Source organism: Stenotrophomonas sp. SY1, from assembly GCF_021202945.1.
GTDB lineage: Bacteria > Pseudomonadota > Gammaproteobacteria > Xanthomonadales > Xanthomonadaceae > Stenotrophomonas.
This window is the reverse complement of the sequence record NZ_JAJOYR010000001.1, coordinates 630,377-651,774: the sequence shown is the minus strand read 5'-3', so window position 1 is coordinate 651,774 and position 21,398 is coordinate 630,377. Positions and strand designations below refer to the sequence as shown.

The following is a 21,398-nucleotide window of genomic DNA, read 5'->3' as shown; positions in this document are numbered from 1 at the left end:
GGGCGCGACAGTTGCACAAGGAAAACAAGGCATTTGACGCCGGCTCGTCTACGATACGCACACCACCGCCCGGGAGCGCAGCCCCGACAAGGCCGGCGGATACACCGGCCGCAACTGGCGGCCGCGTCTGGATGACTGGAACCATCAAGGGAAAATGAGATGACTGAGTGGTATTACGCCGACGCACAGCGCGAGCGGCACGGGCCGGTTGATGCTGCTGTGATCCGCGAGAAGTTCCGCCAGGGCGAACTGGATCTTGCCTCCCTGGTCTGGCGCGAAGGCATGCAGCAATGGCAGCCGCTGTCGGCGGCAACCGAGGAACTGCAGCTGGTGACGGCGCAGCCTGCCGAACCGGGCATCGACCTGCGCGCCGATTACAGCGCCATCGAGAACGGCACCGCCCCCTTGCCCGCCGTTGTCACCGAAGCAGCCGCTGCAACCGGCACGTATTCGCCTTATGCCGCACCGGGCAGCATCACCCATGATCCGAGCAACGTCGTTGGCGGCGGCCACATCGTCCATGCCGGCTTCCTGCGACGCTTCGCCGCATCGATCATCGACAGCGTGGTCACCGGCGTCGTTTCCTACGCGCTGCTGATCCCGCTGGCGCTGCTGATGGGTGTGAGCCTGATCAGCCTGGCCCAGTCGGAGTTGGCGGGTGCCGGTGCGCTAGTGACCTTCTACATCTTCAACTACGCCATCAGCATCCTGGTGCCGGCCATCTACTTCGGCTGGATGCAGTCCTCCAGCAACATGGCCAGCCTGGGCAAGATGTCGGTCGGGGCCAAGGTCGTGCGCAGCAACGGCGAGCGGCTGGGCTTCTGGCGCGCCTTCCTGCGCTACATCGCCATGGTTGCCCTGGCCGTGGTCACCTGCGGTATCGCCATGGTGGTCTCGGCGATCATGGTCGGCGTCACCGAGCGCAAGCAGGGCCTGCACGACATGATCTGCGACACCGTGGTGGTCGATAAGTGGGCCTTCACCGATCAGCCCGAACGCCAGCAGCAGGGCGTGGGCACGGTGACCATCGTGGTGCTGTCGCTGTTCGGCCTGATGCTGGCCGGCGTCGTCGTACTGGCGATCGTCGTGGCTTCCATTGGCGCGTCCGGCTACAACTGAGGCATGCCGGGCGGCTTGACATGGGCCACTCCGGCGTGATTCCTCTATAAAGGACAAGCTGAACGCCCGGGCCCCTGCCCGGGCGTCAATTTATGCACAACGGCGACATCGGCTTCACTATCGTGCCGGTTTACGCCACCCTAGCGCCCCCACCGGGGCGCTTTCCGCCCCCATAAAGTACTGACATGCCCAAGCACCTGCTCATCGTCGAATCGCCCGCCAAGGCCAAGACGATCAACAAATACCTCGGCAAGGACTTCACGGTTCTGGCCTCGTATGGGCACGTGCGTGATCTGGTCCCCAAAGAGGGCGCGGTCGATCCGGACAACGGTTTCGCCATGCGCTACGACCTGATCGAGAAGAACGAAAAGCACGTTGAAGCCATCATCAAGGCCGCAAAGGGCGCCGACGACATCTTTCTGGCGACCGACCCGGATCGCGAGGGAGAAGCCATCAGCTGGCATATCGCCGAGATCCTGAAAGAGCGTGGGCTGGTCGATGACAAGCCGATGCAGCGCGTGGTGTTCACCGAGATCACCCCGCGCGCCATCAAGGAAGCCATGACCCAGCCGCGCGCCATTGCCGCGGACCTGGTCGATGCACAGCAGGCGCGCCGCGCGCTGGACTACCTGGTCGGCTTCAACCTGTCGCCGGTGTTGTGGCGCAAGGTGCAGCGTGGCCTGTCCGCCGGCCGCGTGCAGAGCCCGGCGCTGCGCATGATCGTCGAGCGCGAGGAAGAGATTGAAGCCTTCATCTCGCGCGAGTACTGGAGCATCGAGGCCGAGTGCGCACACCCGTCGCAGCACTTCAATGCCCGCCTGATCAAGCTGGACGGGCAGAAGTTCGAACAGTTCACCGTGACCGACGGCGACACCGCCGAGGCCGCGCGCCTGCGTATCCAGCAGGCCGCACAGGGCTCGCTGCACGTCACCGATGTGGTCAGCAAGGAGCGCAAGCGCCGTCCGGCCGCGCCGTTCACCACTTCCACGCTGCAGCAGGAAGCCTCGCGCAAGCTCGGCTTCACCACCCGCAAGACCATGCAGGTGGCGCAGAAGCTGTACGAAGGTGTGGCCATCGGCGACGAAGGCACGGTCGGCCTGATCTCGTACATGCGTACCGACTCGGTGAGCCTGTCGCAGGATGCGCTGGCCGAGATCCGCGACGTGATCGCACGGGACTACGGCACCAGCTCGTTGCCGGACAAGCCCAACACCTACACCACCAAATCCAAGAACGCGCAGGAAGCCCACGAGGCGGTTCGTCCGACCTCGGCACTGCGTACGCCGGCCCAGGTGGGCAAGTACCTCACCGACGACGAGCGCAAGCTGTACGAGCTGATCTGGAAGCGCGCCGTCGCCTGCCAGATGATCCCGGCCACCTTGAACACCGTCAGCGTCGACCTGTCCGCCGGCAGCGAGCATGTGTTCCGCGCCAGCGGCACGACCGTGGTGGTGCCCGGCTTCCTGGCCGTGTACGAGGAAGGCAAGGACAGCAAGAACGCCGAGGACGAGGACGAAGGCCGCAAGCTGCCGGCGATGAAGCCCGGCGACCGCGTGCCGCTGGACCGCATCCTGGCCGAACAGCACTTCACCCAGCCGCCGCCGCGCTACACCGAAGCGGCGCTGGTCAAGGCGCTCGAGGAATACGGCATCGGCCGTCCGTCGACCTACGCCTCGATCATCCAGACCCTGCTGTTCCGCAAGTACACCGAGATGGAAGGCCGCAGCTTCAAGCCGACCGACGTGGGCCGCGCGGTCAGCAAGTTCCTGTCCAGCCACTTCACCCAGTACGTCGATTACGACTTCACCGCCAAGCTCGAAGACGAGCTGGACGCGGTGTCGCGTGGTGAGGAAGAGTGGGTGCCGTTGATGGAACGCTTCTGGGGCCCGTTCAAGGAACTGGTCAGCGACAAGAGCGAATCGCTGGACCGCACCGACGCCGGCAGCGCCCGCGTGCTGGGCCCGGACCCGGTCAGCGGCAAGGATGTCAGCGCGCGCATTGGCCGCTTTGGGCCGATGGTGCAGATCGGCACCGTCGATGACGAAGAGAAGCCCAAGTTCGCCTCGTTGCAGCCGGGACAGAGCATCTATTCGATCTCGCTGGAAGAAGCGCTGAAGCTGTTCGACATGCCGCGCAAGCTCGGCGCCGACGCCAATGGCGAGGAAGTCACCGTGGGCATCGGCCGCTTTGGTCCGTTCGCCAAGCGTGGCAGCACCTATGCCTCGCTGACCAAGGAAGACGACCCGTACAAGATCGACCTGGCCCGCGCGGTGTTCCTGATCGAAGAGAAGGAAGAAATCGCGCGCAACCGCATCATCAAGGAGTTCGAGGGTTCGGACATCCAGGTATTGAACGGTCGCTTTGGCCCGTACATCAGCGACGGCAAGCTCAACGGCAAGATCCCGAAGGATCGCGAACCGGCGTCGCTGACCCTGGCCGAGGTCGAGCAGCTGATGGCCGAGACCGGCAAGCCGGTGCGCAAGGGCTTCGGCAAGAAGACCGCCGCCAAGAAGACCACGGTGAAGAAGGAAGCCGCACCGAAGAAGGCCGCTGCCAAGAAGGCCCCGGCAAAGAAGGCTGCGACCAAGAAGACCGCCGCGAAGAAGGCCACCAAGAAGACGGTCGCCAAGAAGGCCGTGAAGAAGTCGGCTGCTGCCGACGACGCGCCGCCGTTCTGAGTGCGATTACCCCCTGCCGCGCCGGCAGGAGGATAATCACCGCTCCCGCACCAGGCTGCCTCCGGGCGGCCTGATGCATTTGGATTCCCCACAAACCCCTGCGCAATCCGCTGCAGGGATGTGAACGGTGCCGCCAATGATCGAGCTTGACCTGCAAAACGTCGCCCCGGTGCTCCAGGCCGGTGGCGTGATCGCCTACCCCACCGAAGCGGTCTGGGGCCTGGGCTGTGATCCGTCCAACGAGTCGGCGGTGATGAAGCTGTTGGCGCTGAAGCAGCGTCCGGTCGAGAAGGGGATGATCCTGGTGGCTGCCGATCCGGCGCAGCTGGAGGGCTGGGTGCGGCTGGACGCGCTGGCCGACGACCGCCGCCAGGCGGTGCTGGACAGCTGGCCCGGCGCCAACACCTGGATCGTTCCGGCCGGCGAACGTGCGCCGCGCTGGATCACCGGCGAGCACACCGGCATCGCGGTGCGGGTCAGCGCCCACCCGCTGGTGCAGGCGCTGTGCCGCGCCTGGGGCGGCCCGCTGGTATCGACCAGCGCCAACCTGGCCGGTGAGCCGCCGGCGCGCAGCCGCGCACAGCTGGACCCTGCCCTGCTTGCGCTGCTGGACGGCCTGCTGGATGGCACCACCGGCGGCCTGGCCCAGCCCACCCGCATCCGCATCGCGGCCACCGGGCAGGTGCTGCGCGACTGAGGGACGGCTGCAGGAGCGGCCTTGGCCGCGAAGCTGGCAATGCGGCAGGTTGCGGTTGAATCTGCAATCGCACAAAGCCGCGTGAGCGGACACCGTCCTTGCTTCGTGGCCAAGGCCGCCCCTGCACACGTCTACACGCAGCGCGTGGCACCATTCCCCCATGTCTGCCCGCCTGCTCCCGCTTGGCTTCCTGATGCTGCTGCCGGTGATGGTGCTGGCGACAGATCCGCCTGCGGCCGAAAACGTGCGCATCTATCGTTGCGTCGGCGCCAATGGCGCGGTCGCGCTGCAGGATGCGCCGTGTCGGGGCGACCACCGGCAACAGGTGCTGGACATGGTCCGTCCCAAGGATCCGCCGCCCACGGCGACAGCCACGCCGGCACCTGCTCCACCAAAGCCGGCCATCAAGCGCGAGGTCCGTGTGGTCACCGTGCAGGCGCCGCAGCCGATGTACGAGTGCGTTTCGGCAGAAGGCGAGCGTTACACCAGCGACAACAACGAAGGCAATCCACGCTGGGTTCCGGTGTTCCTCCCGTACTACCGCCCGCGCCTGCGTCCACCGGGCCCGCCTGTCGGCAATGGCGCGGCGCCACCGCCGGTACCCTGGCGCCCCGGCGTGGCCGTCCCGGCCGGTTCGGTGCTGGTGCGCGATACCTGCACCGCCTTGCCGCAGCAGGAAGTCTGTGCGCGCCTGCGCGATCGCCGCTGGGAGTTGATCCGCCGCTACAACAGCGCGCTGCAGAGCGAGCGCCAGGAACTGGCGCGCGAGCAGCGCGGCATTGACGCGCGCTTGAACCAGGATTGCGGCGGCAGCTGAGCACGCCGGTGGAGCGAAGCCATGCTCCGCTGCGGCTTTGCCGGGAAGGCCTCTTGCCGAGCATGGCTCGGCACTACCGGGTGCGTGTGATCAGAAGCCGTAACGCAGGAAGCCGCCATCCACTGCGATGCACTCGCCGGTGATGTAGCTCGATGCCGGGAGACACAGGAAGCCGACCGCCGCAGCCACTTCCTCCGGCTCACCGATGCGGCGCATAGGCGTGCGTGCGATCACTTCCTCGTAGTAATCCGGATCGGACAACGGCCCGGACGTGCGGCGCGTGCGGATGTACCACGGCGCCACCGAATTGACCCGGATGCCGTCCTCGGCCCATTCGCAGGCCAGGTTGCGGGTCATCTGCTGCATCGCCGCCTTGGTCATGCCGTAGACCACGCCACTGCGCACATGGGTGATGCCCGAGACGCTGCCGACATTGACGATGGCCGATGACGCATGGCGGGTCAGCAGCGGGTAGGCGTAACGCGACAGCTCGAAGGCCGAGAACAGATTGCTCTCGAAGATGCCGCGCCATTCGTCTTCCGAGTAGTCGTTGGCGGGCTTGGTGATGTTGCCGCCGGCATTGTTGATGAGCAGGTTGAGGCCGTCGCAATGGTCTTCGACCCAATCGAGGATGGCGTGGCGGTCCTCGTCGTCGGAGACATCGGCGGACAGGCCATGGATCTCGCGCTCCGGGAAGGCATCGGCCAATTCGTCGCGAGCGGTTTCCAGTGCATCACCATCACGGCCGACGATCAGCAGATCCGCGCCGAAGCCCAGCAGCTCGCGCGCGATCGCCAAACCGATGCCGGCGCTGGCGCCGGTCACCAGTGCGGTCTGCCCATCCAGTCGCCAACGCTGCGGATTCATCGCTACTCCTCATCAATGCTTGAATGCGGCGCCGCAAAGGGACGCTGCGGGGGGATGGGGCTAGGATAGCGCCTGAGTCCCGTGGAGCATGCCGATGAATCGCCACTGCTGCCTGATGCTGTTGTCGCTGCCGTTGCTGGCTGCCTGCGGCAAGCCGCAACCGCCTGAGACCGAACGCCGCCCGGAGCCACAGGCCACGGCGATGCGTGATGCGATGGCCAAGCCGCTGGAAGAAGCCAAGACCGCGCAGGCGACGGCCGAGCAGTCGGCCAGGGCACAGCATGCGGCGTTGGAAGCAGCTACCGGAGATGCGAGGCCGCAGTGAGGTGGATGCGGGGTAGCGGAAAGCACCCCTCACCAACCCTACCCTTCGCTACGCAAAAGGGAGGGAGCAGAAGCGGGTAGCGCAGAGCTCCTTCAGGTGGCGCAGAACAGCCCCCTCCCTTGCACCGAAGGCGGAAAAGCACCCCTCCCCAACCCTCCCCTTCGCTACGCGGAAGGGAGGGAGCAGAAACGGGTAGCGCAGAGCTCCTTCAGATGGCGCAGAACAGCCCCTTCCCTTGCGCCGAAGGCGGAGGGGAGGGTTGGGGAGGGGTCGTTGTTGACCTTCAAAATCCGTCCCGCAAACGAACAACGCCGCCCATCGGGCGGCGTTGTTCAATCACGCATCGAACAGCGGCTTACAAGCCGCAGAAGCAGTAAGCCAGCGACTTCACCGGTGCGCCGTTGCGGTCCTTCACCGCGTCCTCGACAAAACGCAGCTGGGTGTCCAGCTCCGGCATCGAACGGGCCACCATCATGCGGGCGATGCTCGAATCTGACAGCATCCAGGCGCCCATGCGGCTGCCGGCAAAACCGGTCATGAACTGCGCGAACGGGGTTGCCGACTTCTCGATGTAACGCACGCGGAACGCGTCGGCAGCGCCGAGCTTGGCGCGGCTGGCAGCGTCGGCCACCGCGGCCTTGATGCCACCGAACTCATCGACCAGCCCACGCTCCTTGGCCTGCGCACCGCTCCACACGCGGCCACGCGCCACTTCGTCGACCGCTTCGACCGGCTTGTTGCGCGCCTGCGCGACCTTGCCGGTGAAGTCGGCATAGCCCTTGTTGATCACCGACTGGATCACCTGCCCCACCGCCGGGTCCATCGGCCGGGTCACGTCGAACGCACCGGCGAAACGGGTGGTGCCCACGCCGTCGGTGTGCACGCCGATCTTGTCCAGGCTGCGGGCGAAGTTGGGGATCATGCCGAAGATGCCGATCGAGCCGGTGATGGTCGATTCGTCGGCGTAGATGCGGTCGGCATTCATGCTGATCCAGTAACCACCGGAAGCGGCCATGTCACCCATCGACACCACCACCGGCTTGCCGGCGGCCTTGAGCGCATCCACTTCGCGACGGATCTGCTCGGAGGCGAACACTTCGCCGCCCGGCGAATCCACGCGCAGCACCACGGCCTTCACGTCGTCATCGTCGCGGGCCTCACGCAGCAGCGCCGAGGTCGATTCGCCACCAATGCGACCGGCCGGCAGGTCGCCACCGGCGATCTCGCCTTCGGCCACCACCACCGCCACCTGCGGACGCGAATCCACCGGCGAACGGCGCGTATCGACCTGCATCAGGTAATCGTTCAAGCCGATCTGGCGGAAACCGCCCTGGGCATCGCTGTCGGCTTCACCGCGCTCGGCGAGCAGCGCTTCCACTTCCTCGCGGGTCTTCAAACCATCCACCAGCTTCTGCTGCAGGGCGAAGCGGGCCAGGTCGCCTTCGGCGGCGGCAATGCCTTCAGGCAGCGTGTCGATGCCGGCGGCCAGCTGCGCGGCGTCGAGCTTGCGCGCCTTGGCGATGTCGCCCAGGTAGCGCTGCCACACGTCGTTCATCCAGAACAGGTCCGCTTCCTTGGCCTGCGGCGAAGCAGCGTCGAGCACGTACGGCTCGGCAGCCGACTTGAACTCGCCAACCTTGAACAGGTGCACGTCCACGCCCAGCTTTTCCTGCAGGCCGGTGCGGAAGTACTGGCGATAACGTCCAAGGCCTTCCAGCAGCAGGCTGCCCATCGGGTCCAGGTAGACCTCGTCGGCCTGCGCGGCGAGCAGGTACTGCGACTGGTTCATGTTTTCGCTGAACGCCACCACCTGCTTCTTGGCCGCGCGCAGGTCCTGCAATGCAACGGCCACTTCACGCATCGAGGCGAAGCCACTGGGCTGGAGCTTGTCCAGGTTCAGCACCACGCGCTCGATCTTCTTGTCGTCCCGGGCTGCCTCGATCGCACGGATCAGGTCACGCAGCTGGATCTCCTCGGCATTGCTGTCGCCCAGCGCCTTGGCCAGCGCGCGGCTGACCGGGTCGGTGCTGTACTGCTCGACCAGCCGGCCCTCGGGCGCGATCACCAGCGTGGTGCGGTCCTGCAGCACCTTGGCCGAGGAAGCGCTCATGCCCAGCGCGGCCACGAACACCATCAACGCCAACAGCAACAGACCAAAGAACAGCAGGTTGAGGATCAACCGGCGGGTGAAATTCATCACATCCCACAGGCCGATGAAGAAGCTGGCGATGGGGTTGCGGCGTGGCAGCGGTGGGGGGTTCATGGACGCTCCGGAAAGGGGCTTGTGCAAGGCAGGATAACCACAACCGGCATGGCCGGCATGGCCTTTAAGTCAGGGTGAAGCCTGGAGAATCAAGCGCCGGCTGCTGACCCGCAGACGCCAGCCCAGCAGCACCGCGGCAACGGTCAGGCCCATGATCAGGCCCACCCACATGCCCTGCGGTCCCCAGCCCAGGCCCAGCCCGAAGCCCGCGCCCAGCGGCATGCCCACGCCCCAGTACGCGAACATGGCGATGAACATCGGCACGCGGGTGTCCTTCAGACCGCGCAGCGCGCCGGCCGACAACACCTGGATGCCATCGGGGATCTGGAAGGTGGCCGCGTACAGCAGCAGCGTGGAGGCCAGTGCAGCCACGGCCAGGTCGTCGGTGTACAGGCGCACCACCGCGTCGTGGCCCAGCAGCAGGCCGGTGATCGACAGCAGCTGGGTGACCATCACGATGGCGTAGCCGGCCCAGGTGGCGCGACGCACGCCCAGCGGATCGTTGCTGCCCACCGCATGCCCGACACGCACGGTGGTGGCTTCGGCCACGCCCATCGGGATCATGAAGCACAGCTGCGCGACGTTGATGGCGATCTGGTGGGCGCTGGCTTCAATGGCACCGATGCGGCCGATCAACAGCGCGGTGATGATGAACAAGCCGCCTTCCATCAGCACGGTGATGCCGATCGGCAGACCGGTACGCAGCAGGTCCCATATCGCCCGCCAGCGCGGCAGTTCGAAGTGACTGAACAACTGCAGATGGGCAAAGCGTCTGGTCATCCACAAGTAGGTGGCAAAGCACAGCGCCTGCACCCACATGGTCACCGACGAGGCGATGCCCAGGCCTTCGGCCCCCAGTTCCGGGAAGCCGAACTTGCCGTTGCACAACGCATAACCCAGTGGCCCCAGCACCAGCAGGCCGCCGAAGCCGATCAACATGGTCGGCAAGGTCCAGTGCATGCCTTCACTGAGATAGCGCATGCAGAAGTACAGCGTCAGTGCCGGCACGCCCCAGCGGATGGCGTGCAGGAAGCCGGTGGCACCGGGCACGATCTCCGGCGCGATGCCGAACGCCGGCAGGAACGTTGGCACCACGCTCAGGAACAGGAACATCAGCGCGCTCAGGCCTACGCCCAGCCACAGGGCCTGGCGGAACAGCGGGCCGATCTCGCGATCACGACCGGCACCATGCAGCTGCGAGACCGATGCGGTCAGCGAGATCAGGGTGCCGATCGGCACCAGCATCGGCAGCCACAGCAGCGCGGTACCGATGCTGACGGCAGCAAAGGTATCGGTGCCGTGATGGCCGGCGATGGTGTTGTCAACGAAAGCGATGAGACCGGTCGAAACGTGGCCAAGCACCAGCGGCAAGGCGAGCAGACCGGTCGTCCGCACTTCTTTCATGAAGCGCGGCGAAGCGGAGGAGATGGACATAAAACCGGGGACGCAGACTGCGGCCGATGCGGGAAGGCGCACCGATGCCGGGTCGCAGAGTGTGCGCATTCTACCGTGGCGACGGTGTGACCACCCGCCTCGGCCGTGAACGGCGTTGGCGACGGGCTATTGCCCCACTTTCTGCCGCAGCCATGCGGTTCGTTGCGCCGGCGTCAGGCCCAGCAGGGTCGTGCGCAGGGCCGCCCGCTCCTGTGGTGGCGTGCGCTGGGAAACCCGGCTCAGTTGCTCCAGCTCGGCGGCATCGAGTTGATGCAGCATCGCCAGCACCGGCTCGCGTTGCGCCGGCGGCAGGTAGCCGAACAACGGTTGCAGCTGTGCGTACAACGCGCCAAGACGCGGGCCGAGCAACCAGCCGTCACGCTGCATCTGGTCGATGCCCTGGAAACGTTCCTGCAATGCCTGGCGCTCGGCCTCCGGCAACGCGGCCAATGCGGCCGCCGCCTGACGTACACGTTGCCGCTCGCCGTCCGGCATGGACTGCCATGCGGCGTAGCGGTCACGCAGTTGACGTTGCTGCTGCGGGCTCATCGTCGCCCACTGCGCCTGCGGGCTGGGCGGCAGGCTGGTCGTCGGTGCGCTGGCCGGCAGTGTGCTGCTGGGTAGCGCCGCATGCACGGTCAGCGTCGGCGCCAGCAACAGTGCCAGACACAGCAGCGGGCCTTCAATTCTCCGCATCGACCGTCTCCAGTGCCGCACCGGCCGGTTCCGGACGGGTGGGCTGTGGCTGCGATTCGTCCACCGGCAACGGTCCACCGGCGGCGTACCAGGCGTTCAGATCCACATTGCGGGCGATGGCCAGGTCAGGGTCGGCCAGCATGGCCGCGTCGCTGGCTGCATTGTGATCCGGAGCCGGTGTGGCGGGCGTGCTTTCGTCGGCCAACGGTTCCACCTGCACCGGACCGCTGTCGGCCAGCCCGTTTCCATCGGCGGCTGGCTGGGCGGGCAGGTGCGAGCGCCACCACCATGCGAGCACCACCGCCAGCAGCAGCAATGGAAGGCACAGCAGCAACCAGGTGCGCAGGCGCCATGGCGCGGACGGCGCGCGCTTTCTTGCCGGAGCGCGTCGCGGCGTGTCGACGACCGGCGCCGGCTTGGGCGCGGGGCGCTGCGGCAGTTCGCCGCTGATCGCGGTCTCGCGCAGTTGTTCGAGTTGTTGCAGGTGCCGGGCTGACAGATCCCGCACCTGCGCCTGCACCTGTTCAGCCAGCGCCCGCCAGCCGGCCGCATCGGGCTGGCCATGGGCATCCACAGGGCAGGCGCCGGCCAGGGCCTGGCGATAGGCATCGGCATGCACACCCAGCACCGCCGAAGCGGCGTCCTCATCCAGTCCGGCAACGATGCGCAGCAGCAGCGCCAGGCGTTCGGCCGGGGCCAGGACCTGAAGGTGACCAACCGCTTCGGGCCAATGTCCCTCGGACGACGGTGCCAACAGCTGCGGCGTGCTGCACAGCAGGCCCCAGAAATGACCGGGCCAGTCAGCCATCTGCAACTGGCTGGCATTACCGGTGAAGGCACGCATGGCCACGGCAACCGCGCGCTCGGCTACGTCCGAATCGCCGGTCTGCAATTGGGCCAGAACCAGCGCACGGCGCTCGACCCCGCGCAGGAAAGCGGACAGGGCATTGGCTGCGGCCGGGGATAGAGGGGCTGGTGCAGCCATCATGTGAACTCCGTCATTCACCGAATGATACCCAGCGCGCTGTGTGCTGCCGATGCCTACACGGCCGCTTCACATGGCTTGGGGTGGCCCTGCCGGAACTTGTGCACAGCGTCAATACGCCATCACAAATCGGTCGCAGTGGCTGCGACGGCACCATGTTTCTTTTTTGTTTCACGGATAACTTGTTGATTTCAATGATTTATTATATGTGGCTATTTTTTGTCCAAGTTGAGCCGGAGGCTTGAAGCATCGCCTTGAGCGCGTGGAGCACCTGACTCACCCACAGAGTTATCCACAGCAAATGTGGATAAGCCGAAATCTCCAAGCATCCCGCGTATTTACGTGCCATTTATGCGCTTGTTAACAGCAAGCCGATGCAAGTGGATGATGCGGGCCCAGCGTTGGCTGACGCTACACTTCCGCCATGCCCGCCTGCCCCACTCTGCGCATCGCCCTGCCGGTGCCGCTGCCGCAATTGTTCGACTATCTGCCCCCCGACGGCAGCCCCGCGCCCTCGCCGGCCGATGTGGGCCGGCGCCTGCGGGTGCCGTTCGGGCCGCGCGAACTGGTCGGGGTGGTGGAAGGGCTGGGCCAGGTTGAGGACCCGGCGCCGTTGCGCGCCGCACTTGAATGGCTGGACCCGGCCCCCTTGCTGGGCGGTGAGCTGGCCGCATCGCTGCACTGGCTGTCGCGTTACACCCACGCCCCGCTGGGAGAAGTGGTGGCAACCGCGCTGCCGGCACCCCTACGCCGAGGCGAGCCCCTGCCCGATACCCACGGCTGGGCCTGGCAGCTGACTACCGAAGGCCGCGCCGGCATGGGCAAGCTGCGCGCCAACACCCGCCCGCAGCGGCTGGCCAAGCTGCTGGACGCCGGTCCGGTCAATGAAGACCTGCTCGACGCGCAGCTGGACGACTGGCGCAGTGCCGCGCGCGCGCTGGCCAAGCGCGACTTCGCCCAGCGCCTGGAAGTCCCGGCACAGGTGCCGCAGGCCCGCGTCCAGCCCGGCCCGCAGCCCAACGATCAACAGCAGGCGGCAATCGACGCCATTGCCGATGCCGGCGGCTTCCAGCCGTTCCTGCTCGACGGGGTGACCGGCAGCGGCAAGACCGAGGTGTACCTGCAAGCCATCAGCCGCTGCCTGGAACAGGGCAAACAGGCGCTGGTGCTGGTGCCCGAGATCGGCCTGACCCCGCAGATGCTGACGCGCTTCCGCAGCCGCCTGGGCATCGTGGTGCATGCGCTGCATTCGGGCTTGAACGACAACGAGCGTGCCCGCGTCTGGGCCGCTGCCTCACGCGGCGAAGCACGGGTGATCGTCGGTACCCGTTCGGCGGTGTTCACGCCGCTGCCGCAGGCCGGCTTAATCGTCATCGACGAGGAGCATGACGGCAGCTACAAGCAGCAGGATGGCATCCGTTACCACGCACGTGATTTCGCCCTGGTGCGCGGCAAGGCGCTGGACGTGCCGGTGATCCTGGGCAGTGCCACGCCCTCGCTGGAATCACTGCACAACGCACGCAGCGGCCGCTACGCGCATCTGCGCCTGAAGCAGCGCGCAGGCGATGCCAAGCCACCGGCGGTGCGCGTGTACGACGTGCGCAAGCGACCACTGCAGGATGGCCTGTCGCCGGAGGTGCTCACCGGCATCGGCCAGCACCTGAAAGCCGGCAACCAGGTGCTGGTGTTCAAGAACCGCCGCGGCTACGCACCGGTGCTGCTGTGCCATGACTGCGGCTGGACCGCGCCGTGCAAACGCTGCAGCACACCGCTGCACAGCACGCCGATGACCGTGCATGGCGCGGGCCGGCGCCTGCAGTGCCATCACTGCGGTGCGCGGCAACCAGTGCCGCTGGCCTGCCCGGATTGCGCCAGCCTCGCGCTGCAACCGCAGGGCATCGGTACCGAACGTCTGGAAGAAAGGCTGCTGCAGTTGTTCCCCGATTACCCGGTGCTGCGCATCGACCGTGGCACCACCGCGCGTCGCGATGCACTGGAACAGACACTGGCCACGCTTGGCGACCAGCCCGGCATCCTGGTCGGCACGCAGATCCTGGCCAAGGGCCACGACCTGCCCAAGCTGACGTTGGTGGTGGTGGTCGGCATCGATGAAGGCCTGTTCTCGGCCGACTTCCGCGCCAGTGAAAGACTGGCCCAGCAACTGATCCAGGTGGCCGGCCGTGCTGGCCGCGCAGAGCGCCCGGGTGAGGTCTGGTTGCAGACCCACCACCCGGACAACGCGCTGTTGCACACGCTGGTCAACGGCGGCTACCACGCCTTCGCCGAAGCCGAGCTGGTGCAACGCGAAGCCGCAGGTTTCCCGCCATTCGCGCATCTGGCGTTGATGCGCGCCGAGGCCAAGCAGGTGGAACAGGCCAATGCATTCCTGGCGTCGGTGAAGCAGTTGATCCCCAACGAAAGCAGCGTCGAACGCTACGGCCCGATGCCGGCGCCGATGCCTCGTCGCGCAGGTTTCCAGCGCACCCAGCTGCTGCTCTCGGCCGAGCAACGCAGACCGCTGCACGGCCTGCTGGATCAACTGATGGCGCAGGCGTATGCACTGCCGCAGGCGCGCCGCGTGCGCTGGTCGCTGGATGTGGATCCGTTGGATCTGTACTGAGCCGTTTGAGTAGCAATGCTCAAGCAGCAACCGCTCTCCCGCACGAGGAAGAGGCTGCTCGGAAGGGGCTGATGATGGGAGCTTTTCCAGCGGTTGTGATTGGCTCCAGCGATGCCCTCACCCCAACCCCTCTCCCGCACGCGGGAGAGGGGCTTCAAGAGCGGCAGCCCGTGTTGACCTGAGCCCCCGCTTCTACAGCGGCGCGGGGCTATAAGCACCAATCCATGCAAACCTGAGCCCTCCGCCTGCATGCGGCAGAGGGGTCGGGGTGAGGGCTAGCTTGCTGTTCTTGATTACCAGGTCTTGCGCAGCGGATGGGCTTCGGTGTTGAACACCACGCCGTTGAAGTCCAACGTCTTGGCCGGGGCAAACAGCAGGTAGTAGTACTTGAACGTCTCGGCAAACAGGAAGCTCTCCATCGAGTCGTCCTTCTCCTTGCTACGCACGTCCTTCAAGGCGGAGAACCCGTGCTCGGTGCGGGTGTGCTTGACGAAGTCGTCGAAGAACTCCTTGCCCATGCCGCGGTAGCGCGCGTCGCCGGTGTAGTGATGCAGGTAGTAGGCCGACTCCACGATCTCCGGACGCAGCGCGTAACCGGGTGAACGCACTTCCATCGCCGCGTAGTCCAGCGACTCCGGCTCGATGCCGTGCAGGCGCCACATCTTCAGATTGGATTCCTGCAGACGCTTGGCGCGGTCCAGGTCGCCGCCCAGTGCCAGCAGCCCCGGCATGAACGCATCCAGCGCGCCATACACGGTGGCGGTGCGCTTGCCGGTGTCCATGTCGGCATGGCCGTACCACAGCTCGCCTTCGCGGACTTCATCGGCCAGGTACTGGTTGAGCGGGCCGATGCTCTCGTCCCACATGCGCTTGCAGTCCTCGTCGCCGAACAGCTTCCAGCACTTGAGCAGGTACTCGTAGTACGAATCGATGCCACCGGCGATCGATGCGTCCTTGTTGGTCCACTCGCCGGTCTCGACGTTGATGTTCAAGCCGACAAGGCCGATCTTGGAGCGGCGGTTGTGGGTTTCCACCAACGCACGTTTGGCCTTGTCGTAGTACGCCTGCTTGCCGGTGAGCTTGGCCAGGGTGCCGAACTCCAGCAACAGCGTGCCGGTCTCGGCCGGGTTGCTGATCTTGCCGCTGGTCTTGCCGGTACGCAGGTTGACGTGGGTGTACGGCAGGCCGGTGGGGCTGTCGAACACCGGCGACAAGCGCGTGCCCAGATCATCGGCGAGCTTGAGCAGGCGCTCGTCGTTGGTCATCTGGTAGGCCGAGAGCAACCCGCCCAGCAGGCGGATGGTGACCTCGAAGTTCTGCACGTCGATGTCCTGGTCGAACGAGAGCTGGCTGACGATCAGCTCGCGCGCTTCGTTGGCTTCCTTGTCCATGCCCAGCAGCAGCAACGTGTCCAACGCGTCGACCGGCGACATCAGCAGCGGCTGCGGGTACCAGTCGCGCGGCTTGGCGCTGATCGGCTTGAGGTCGTCGTGACCCTTGGCGTACTGCATGTAGCCCTGCCATGCGTGGCGCGTGGCCTCGCGGACCTGCTCGGCCATGCGCGCGGCTTCGGCATCGTCGACGGCCGGCACATCGGCAGGCACCGTCTGGGCGGCGGCGGTGGGTGCAGCGGCGGGTGCATCGGTGGCGGCAGGTGCTGCCGGGTCATTGCAGGCGGACAGCGCCAGCATCACGGCGACTACCAGGGGGGCATTACGCAGGGCACGGGTCATCGTTGGTTCCTCAGGATGGAAACGTCGTCTTGCGATGGAGCGGGGTTGGAATGCAGCGCGTCACCCAGCGTCTGAAGACGCAGTGCGGCACGCAGGGTGGACAGGTCGGCGCGGCTGCGCACGACCACGTCATGGGATTGCCCGGGCAGCAGGTCGAAGGCGTTGTCTTCGACGCGGGCATCGGTGGTACCGAAGTCGATCCACAGCGCACGCGCAAGCACGGGACTGCGCAGGCGCAGCACGTAGTGCTCACCGTCGGCACGCAGCTCGGCATGCAGCGGGGGCGCGGCCAGCGCCTGCTCCTTGGCCGCAGCGAAGTAGACGATGCGACTTGCGATCACCTTCTCGCCTTGCAGCAGTTCGAACACGGCAAGGCTGCTGCGCGGATCGGCCCCCTCCAGCAATGCGGCGTCAGTCAGACGCGCAACCTCGGTGGCGGCCTGCGCTGCCAGCGTCACCGGCTGCTGGTGCTGCTGCAGCACCCGACCGTCGAAATCCATCACCCGGTAACGCAGCTGCGCCTGCAGCGGCGCGCGCCCATCGTTGAGCAGGCTGACACGCGTGGTGCCTTCGTCCCGCAATGCGGCAACCGCCACGTCGGCAAAGAAGCGCCGCGCATGGAAATGCAATGCCTTCCAGTTGCCGTAGTAATCCACGCTCGACCACGATGCGCCCGGCCAGACGTCGTTGAGCTGCCAGTACAGCGAACCCATTGTGTACGGCCGCGAGGCGCGGTGGTGCAGCGCGGCCAGTTCGATGCCCTCGGCCTGCATCACCTGGCTCAGGTAGACGAAGTCGGCGAACGAGCGCGGCTTTCCGTATTCCATCTCGATGTAGTGCAGCAGGCGTTCGTTGCCCTTGCCGGCCATGAACTTCTGATGGGCCTGGATCACCGGGCCGTCGACCTGCTGCTCCTGCCGGGTTGCGAACGCATCAATCGTGGACTGCTGCGGCCACGCCTGCAGCCCGTATTCGGACATGAAGCGTGGCGTCTCGCGCAGGTAGGCGGTCGCCGGCAACGCCGGATTGCCCCACACCTGCCAGTAGTGCTTGTCGCCGCGCGTTGAATCATTGGCCTTGGCATCGAGGTCATTGCTGGGTGAGCTGGACCAGTACGGCACGCCGAGCCCTTCCTCGGCCACCACCGTGCGCAGGTCCTTGCCGAACAGGTCCACATAGCCTTGCCAGACCTTCGCTGCGAACGCCGGATCGGCGGCGGTCAGGTCCTTGCCGTGGCCCCAGTCCTTCCACGCGGTTTCTTCCTCGTTGTTGCCACACCAAAGCACGATGCTGGGGTGATGGCGCAGGCGCCGCACGTTGTCGCGCGCTTCGGCCACCACATTGGTACGGAACGCCGGATCGTAGCCGGGCTGCATGCCGCCACCAAACATGAAGTCCTGCCAGACCAGCAGGCCCAGTTCGTCGGCGATATCGAAGAAGGCGTCGTCCTCGTAGTAGCCGCCGCCCCAGTTGCGCAGCATGTTCATGTTGGCATCGCGTGCTGCCTGCAGGTCACGGCGCAGACGTTCGCGCGTCACCCGCGCCGGGAACGCATCGAACGGAATCACGTTCGCGCCCTTGGCAAACACCTGCACCCCGTTGATGACGAAGGCAAAGCCCTGCCCGCCCTTGTCGTCGTCTTCGCGAAGCAGTTCCACACTGCGCAGTCCAGTGCGCAGGCTGGCCTGATGTTCGGCGTCGCGGCCACCGTCCACGCGCGCCTGCACGGTGTAGCGATCCTGCGCGCCGTAACCCACCGGCCACCAGCGACGCGGGTTGTCCAGGCTGAGCGGCAGCTGCACGTCGTTGTTGCCGGGTTGCAACGCGGCATCACGTTGCACGCGGGCGACGCGCTTGCCGTCCGGGTCGAGCACATCGACCACGATCGAGGCCTTGCCAGACTGCTCCCCCTGCTCCACCTGCAGCAGCACCGTCAGGTCGGCATGCGCAGCGTCCAGCGCGTTGGTGCGCACGGCAAGATCGGTGATGCGGTTGTCGTCCCAGGCCTGCAGCTGCACCTGGCGCCACACGCCGGCGGTGACGTAGCGCGGGCCCCAGTCCCAACCAAAGTGGTAAGCCGGTTTGCGCGCGAAGTTGCCGACCATCGCATCCTTCGGTTCGTCGCCATGGGGCGAGGGATAGTTGCCGGCGATCCTGTGCGGCATCGCCTGCACCTGCGGCAGCAGCGTACGGATCGGCGAGCGGAACACAATGCGCAGTTCATTGTCAGTAGCCCGCAAGCGGCCATCGACGCGGGCACGCCAGGTGCGATGCGCGTTGTTACCGCTCAGCAACGGCGCACCGTTGAGGCTGACCTCGGCGAACGTATCCAGTCCGTCGAAACGCAGCTCGGCGTGCCTGCGCCTGAGCGTGCGTGCGTCCACGTCGAAACGGGCGCGGTACTCCCAGTCCCCCAGGCCGATCCACTGCAGACCGGCTTCGGCGGCACCCACGTAAGGGTCACCGATCACGCCGGCGGCGAGCAGGTCGGTATGCACGCTGCCGGGCACCTGCGCCGGTCGCCATGCGTCCAAGCCGGGATGCGCCTGCAGCTGCGCATCACCGGGCAGCAGGCGGAAGCTCCATTGCGCCTGCAGCGGCGCCGCCATTGCGGTGTTGGCCAGGCTGAGCAGCACGCATAGACATGCCACGCGCCAGAGTCGGGCGAGCCGGATATGGATCGATCCAAATTTATGACCCACGTATCGCATCTGACCTCCTCCCTGGAGCGATCCCCGCGTTGGCGGGGATGACGCCTTTCAATGCATCGTTCCCGCGTGGGCGGGGCGTTCAACCGACACTGCTGCGGTAATGCGTTCGTTCTTTCCATCAACGAGTGCTGAAACAACGACCGGAAACGATGGCCTGACATCCGCTGGTTCAACGCCCGCGTGGGCGGGATGACGAACCAACGCTTCGACGCACGCTTCCGTTCAGTGCTTCCCGCGCACCACGTTCAACACTTCGTGACACGCACCCATCGTGTGGTAATCGGTCTTGCCGGCCGGGCTCTTCTCGTCGCTGTACTTGCGGTTGTCCGCATCCAGGATGCGGAACCACGCGCCATACTTGTGATCGACCATGTGCGCCCATGAGTACGCCCACAGCTGGTCATAGCACTGCCAGTACTTCTCATCACCGGTGCGCTTGGCCAGCAACGCGGCAGCGGCCAGTGATTCGGCCTGCACCCAGAAATACTTGTCGTCATCGCAGACAAAGCTGTCGGTGCCGATTGCTGCACCGTCCATCCCCGGCTGCCGGCGCGCTTCCGGAGCGAAGCCGTAGTACAGGCCGCCGCGCGCGTCGTCCCAGGCATTGGCATATGCGGTGTCGAACAGGTGGCGTGCTGTCGGCACCAGCCAATCTGCCTGCACGTGGCGGTCCAGGATCATCAACAGCTTGGCCCACTCGGTCTGGTGGCCCGGCTGGAAGCCCCATGGGCGGAACAGGTGCTTGGGGTTGTCGAGGTTGTAGTTCCAGTCGATGTTCCAGGCGGTGTCGTAGTGCTCCCAGACCAGCCCGCCGGCTTTTGCCGCCTGCCGACGGGTCATGTTGTCGGCCAGTTGCAGTGCGCGCTCCAGATAGCGCTGCTCACCACTGGCTTCAAACGCTGCCAGCATCGCCTCGCACATATGCATGTTGGCGTTCTGGCCGCGATAGCCGGTGAAGTTCCACTGCGCGTCGGCTTCGTCGCGGTACAGGCCGTGCTGCGGCTCCCAGAAATGGCGTTCGAGCAGCTGCCAGGTTTCATCCATCCATTCCCGGCCCTGCTCGATGCCGGCCTTCAACGCGCAGCTGTAGGCCAGCAACACGAAGGCCACGCCGTAGCAATGGTTCATGTCGTCCTCGACCTGACCATCGCGCAGCGTCCATGCATAACCGCCGGTGGCCGGGTTGCGGTGCACGTTGCGCAGGTAGTCCACACCGTGTTTCACCGCATCCAGGTACTCGGCATTGCCGTACTCGCGGTAGGCCATGGCGTAGTTGAAGACAAAGCGGGTGCTGCTGACCAGGTGGCGATGGCTGGCGTCGTAGATGCTGCCGTCGTCGCGGTAGTAATGGAAGAAGCCACCCTTGGGATCAATGCAATGCGGATGGTAGAAGGCCATCGTGTCGGCGATATGCACGCGCAGGAAGGCGGGGGAACGGAAATCGGGGGTGCTGGTGTTCATGCGATGGCATCCTGTAGCAGCAGTTGTTGCACTTCTTCCAGAGTGGGCATGGCAGCGAATGCGCCCTTGCGCGTCACCGCCAACGCGCCGACAGCCGCGGCAAAGCGCAACGTCGCGTTGATGGCCTGCTGGTCCTCGCAGAACGCGGCAAAGCCGGTGCCGGCACCACCGCGTTCCGCCAGTCCAACCAGCACCCCGCCGACGAAGGCATCGCCTGCGGCGGTGGTATCCACGGTGGTCACCCGGAAGCTGGGGACTTCGCCGCTGGCCTGGCGCGTATACCAGCGCAGTGCGCCAGCGCCATCGGTGACGATCACCCATCGTGCGCGTGCCTGCAGCAGGCGTGTCAGTACCTGCACTTCGCCGTCTTCACCGAGCGGCTGCGCCAGGTAGTCCAGCTCCTCACGCGAAAGCTTGACCAGATCGGCCCGCTCCAATGCCTGCCACAGCCACGGCGTCGGATCGACATCGGCCGGCCACAATGCCGGGCGCAGGTTGAGATCCAGACTGACCACCGCACCGGCGGTGCTGGCACGTTCCATGCCGTCGAATGTGGCCTCGGCGATGGCAGGCTCGGTCAGGCTGTTGGAACAGACATGGAAGCAGGCGGTCTGGTCGAAGCACGCCGGCTGGAAATGCGCGCTGCGGAACAGCAGGTCTGCGGCCGGTGGCCGGTAGAAGCTGAAGCTGCGCTCGCCCGCCGCATCCAGCGCGACGAACGCCAGTGCGGTTTTGGCCGCGTCGGTACGCACGATGCAATCGGTTGCCACGCCGGCCTGTCGCAGGCTTTCCAGCAGGAAGTCCCCGAACATGTCACGGCCCAGCATGCCGGCGAAATGGCTGCTGGCGCCCAGGCGCGCGGCAGCCACGGCGACGTTGGCCGGTGCCCCGCCCGCGTATTGCAGGAACGCGCGCGGGGTCTCCGGCGTGGCCGGCGGCTGCGCTAGTAGATCGATCAAAATTTCGCCGAAACAAACAATCTTGCCCATCTG

The 21,398-nt window shown here is 66.0% G+C and carries 15 protein-coding genes; 6 read left to right on the top strand and 9 right to left on the bottom strand.

Annotation, left to right across the window (positions count from 1 at the left end; translation table 11 throughout):
* Positions 1–159 precede the first annotated feature (159 nt).
* The 4 genes from LR961_RS02595 to LR961_RS02580 all read left to right on the top strand — a co-directional run bounded on the left by LR961_RS02595 (position 160) and on the right by LR961_RS02580 (position 5,311).
* Complete coding sequence (locus LR961_RS02595; RefSeq protein WP_232146864.1) at positions 160–1,119, top strand: RDD family protein; 960 nt, start codon at positions 160–162, stop codon at positions 1,117–1,119.
* Between the two features lie 185 nt (positions 1,120–1,304).
* Positions 1,305–3,797: a DNA topoisomerase I gene (locus tag LR961_RS02590; RefSeq protein ID WP_232146863.1), complete on the top strand. Its 2,493-nt coding sequence runs from the start codon at positions 1,305–1,307 to the stop codon at positions 3,795–3,797.
* A 136-nt stretch (positions 3,798–3,933) separates the two neighbouring features.
* A complete protein-coding gene (locus LR961_RS02585; protein WP_232146862.1) occupies positions 3,934–4,494 on the top strand; it encodes a Sua5/YciO/YrdC/YwlC family protein in 561 nt (186 codons plus the stop codon).
* A gap of 193 nt (positions 4,495–4,687) precedes the next feature.
* Positions 4,688–5,311: a DUF4124 domain-containing protein gene (locus LR961_RS02580; RefSeq protein WP_232149167.1), complete on the top strand. Its 624-nt coding sequence runs from the start codon at positions 4,688–4,690 to the stop codon at positions 5,309–5,311.
* Between the two features lie 90 nt (positions 5,312–5,401).
* On the opposite strand, the gene LR961_RS02575 is transcribed toward LR961_RS02580, so the two are convergent.
* Positions 5,402–6,178, bottom strand: coding sequence for an SDR family oxidoreductase (locus LR961_RS02575; protein WP_232146861.1), 777 nt, complete (start codon positions 6,176–6,178; stop codon positions 5,402–5,404).
* Positions 6,179–6,272: 94 nt separating this feature from the next.
* Here LR961_RS02575 and LR961_RS02570 point away from each other — a divergent pair, with 94 nt between their 5' ends.
* Positions 6,273–6,503, top strand: coding sequence for a hypothetical protein (locus LR961_RS02570; protein WP_232146860.1), 231 nt, complete (start codon positions 6,273–6,275; stop codon positions 6,501–6,503).
* A gap of 355 nt (positions 6,504–6,858) precedes the next feature.
* Here LR961_RS02570 and sppA read toward each other — a convergent pair whose 3' ends face one another.
* From sppA to LR961_RS02550, 4 genes are all read right to left on the bottom strand, one after another.
* On the bottom strand, positions 6,859–8,766 hold the full coding sequence (gene sppA, locus LR961_RS02565; protein WP_232146859.1) for a signal peptide peptidase SppA: 1,908 nt from the start codon (positions 8,764–8,766) through the stop codon (positions 6,859–6,861).
* A 69-nt stretch (positions 8,767–8,835) separates the two neighbouring features.
* Complete coding sequence (locus LR961_RS02560; RefSeq protein ID WP_232146858.1) at positions 8,836–10,200, bottom strand: MATE family efflux transporter; 1,365 nt, start codon at positions 10,198–10,200, stop codon at positions 8,836–8,838.
* A gap of 126 nt (positions 10,201–10,326) precedes the next feature.
* Positions 10,327–10,896, bottom strand: coding sequence for a DUF3106 domain-containing protein (locus LR961_RS02555; protein ID WP_232146857.1), 570 nt, complete (start codon positions 10,894–10,896; stop codon positions 10,327–10,329).
* Positions 10,883–11,884 (bottom strand): hypothetical protein, encoded by a 1,002-nt coding sequence (locus tag LR961_RS02550; RefSeq protein WP_232146856.1) that lies wholly within the window; start codon positions 11,882–11,884, stop codon positions 10,883–10,885. Before LR961_RS02550 ends, LR961_RS02555 begins: the two co-directional genes overlap by 14 nt.
* A gap of 421 nt (positions 11,885–12,305) precedes the next feature.
* Here LR961_RS02550 and LR961_RS02545 point away from each other — a divergent pair, with 421 nt between their 5' ends.
* Positions 12,306–14,501, top strand: a complete 2,196-nt coding sequence (locus LR961_RS02545) for a primosomal protein N' (protein ID WP_232146855.1) — start codon at positions 12,306–12,308, stop codon at positions 14,499–14,501.
* Positions 14,502–14,794: 293 nt separating this feature from the next.
* On the opposite strand, the gene LR961_RS02540 is transcribed toward LR961_RS02545, so the two are convergent.
* The 4 genes from LR961_RS02540 to LR961_RS02525 all read right to left on the bottom strand — a co-directional run bounded on the left by LR961_RS02540 (position 14,795) and on the right by LR961_RS02525 (position 21,395).
* Positions 14,795–16,234, bottom strand: a complete 1,440-nt coding sequence (locus tag LR961_RS02540) for a glycoside hydrolase family 47 protein (protein WP_232146854.1) — start codon at positions 16,232–16,234, stop codon at positions 14,795–14,797.
* Complete coding sequence (locus LR961_RS02535; protein WP_232149165.1) at positions 16,231–18,843, bottom strand: glycoside hydrolase family 2 protein; 2,613 nt, start codon at positions 18,841–18,843, stop codon at positions 16,231–16,233. Before LR961_RS02535 ends, LR961_RS02540 begins: the two co-directional genes overlap by 4 nt.
* A gap of 324 nt (positions 18,844–19,167) precedes the next feature.
* Positions 19,168–20,406 (bottom strand): AGE family epimerase/isomerase, encoded by a 1,239-nt coding sequence (locus LR961_RS02530; RefSeq protein ID WP_232146853.1) that lies wholly within the window; start codon positions 20,404–20,406, stop codon positions 19,168–19,170.
* On the bottom strand, positions 20,403–21,395 hold the full coding sequence (locus tag LR961_RS02525) for a carbohydrate kinase (protein ID WP_232146852.1): 993 nt from the start codon (positions 21,393–21,395) through the stop codon (positions 20,403–20,405). The genes LR961_RS02530 and LR961_RS02525 overlap by 4 nt, the downstream gene beginning before the upstream one ends.
* Positions 21,396–21,398: the final 3 nt, after the last annotated feature.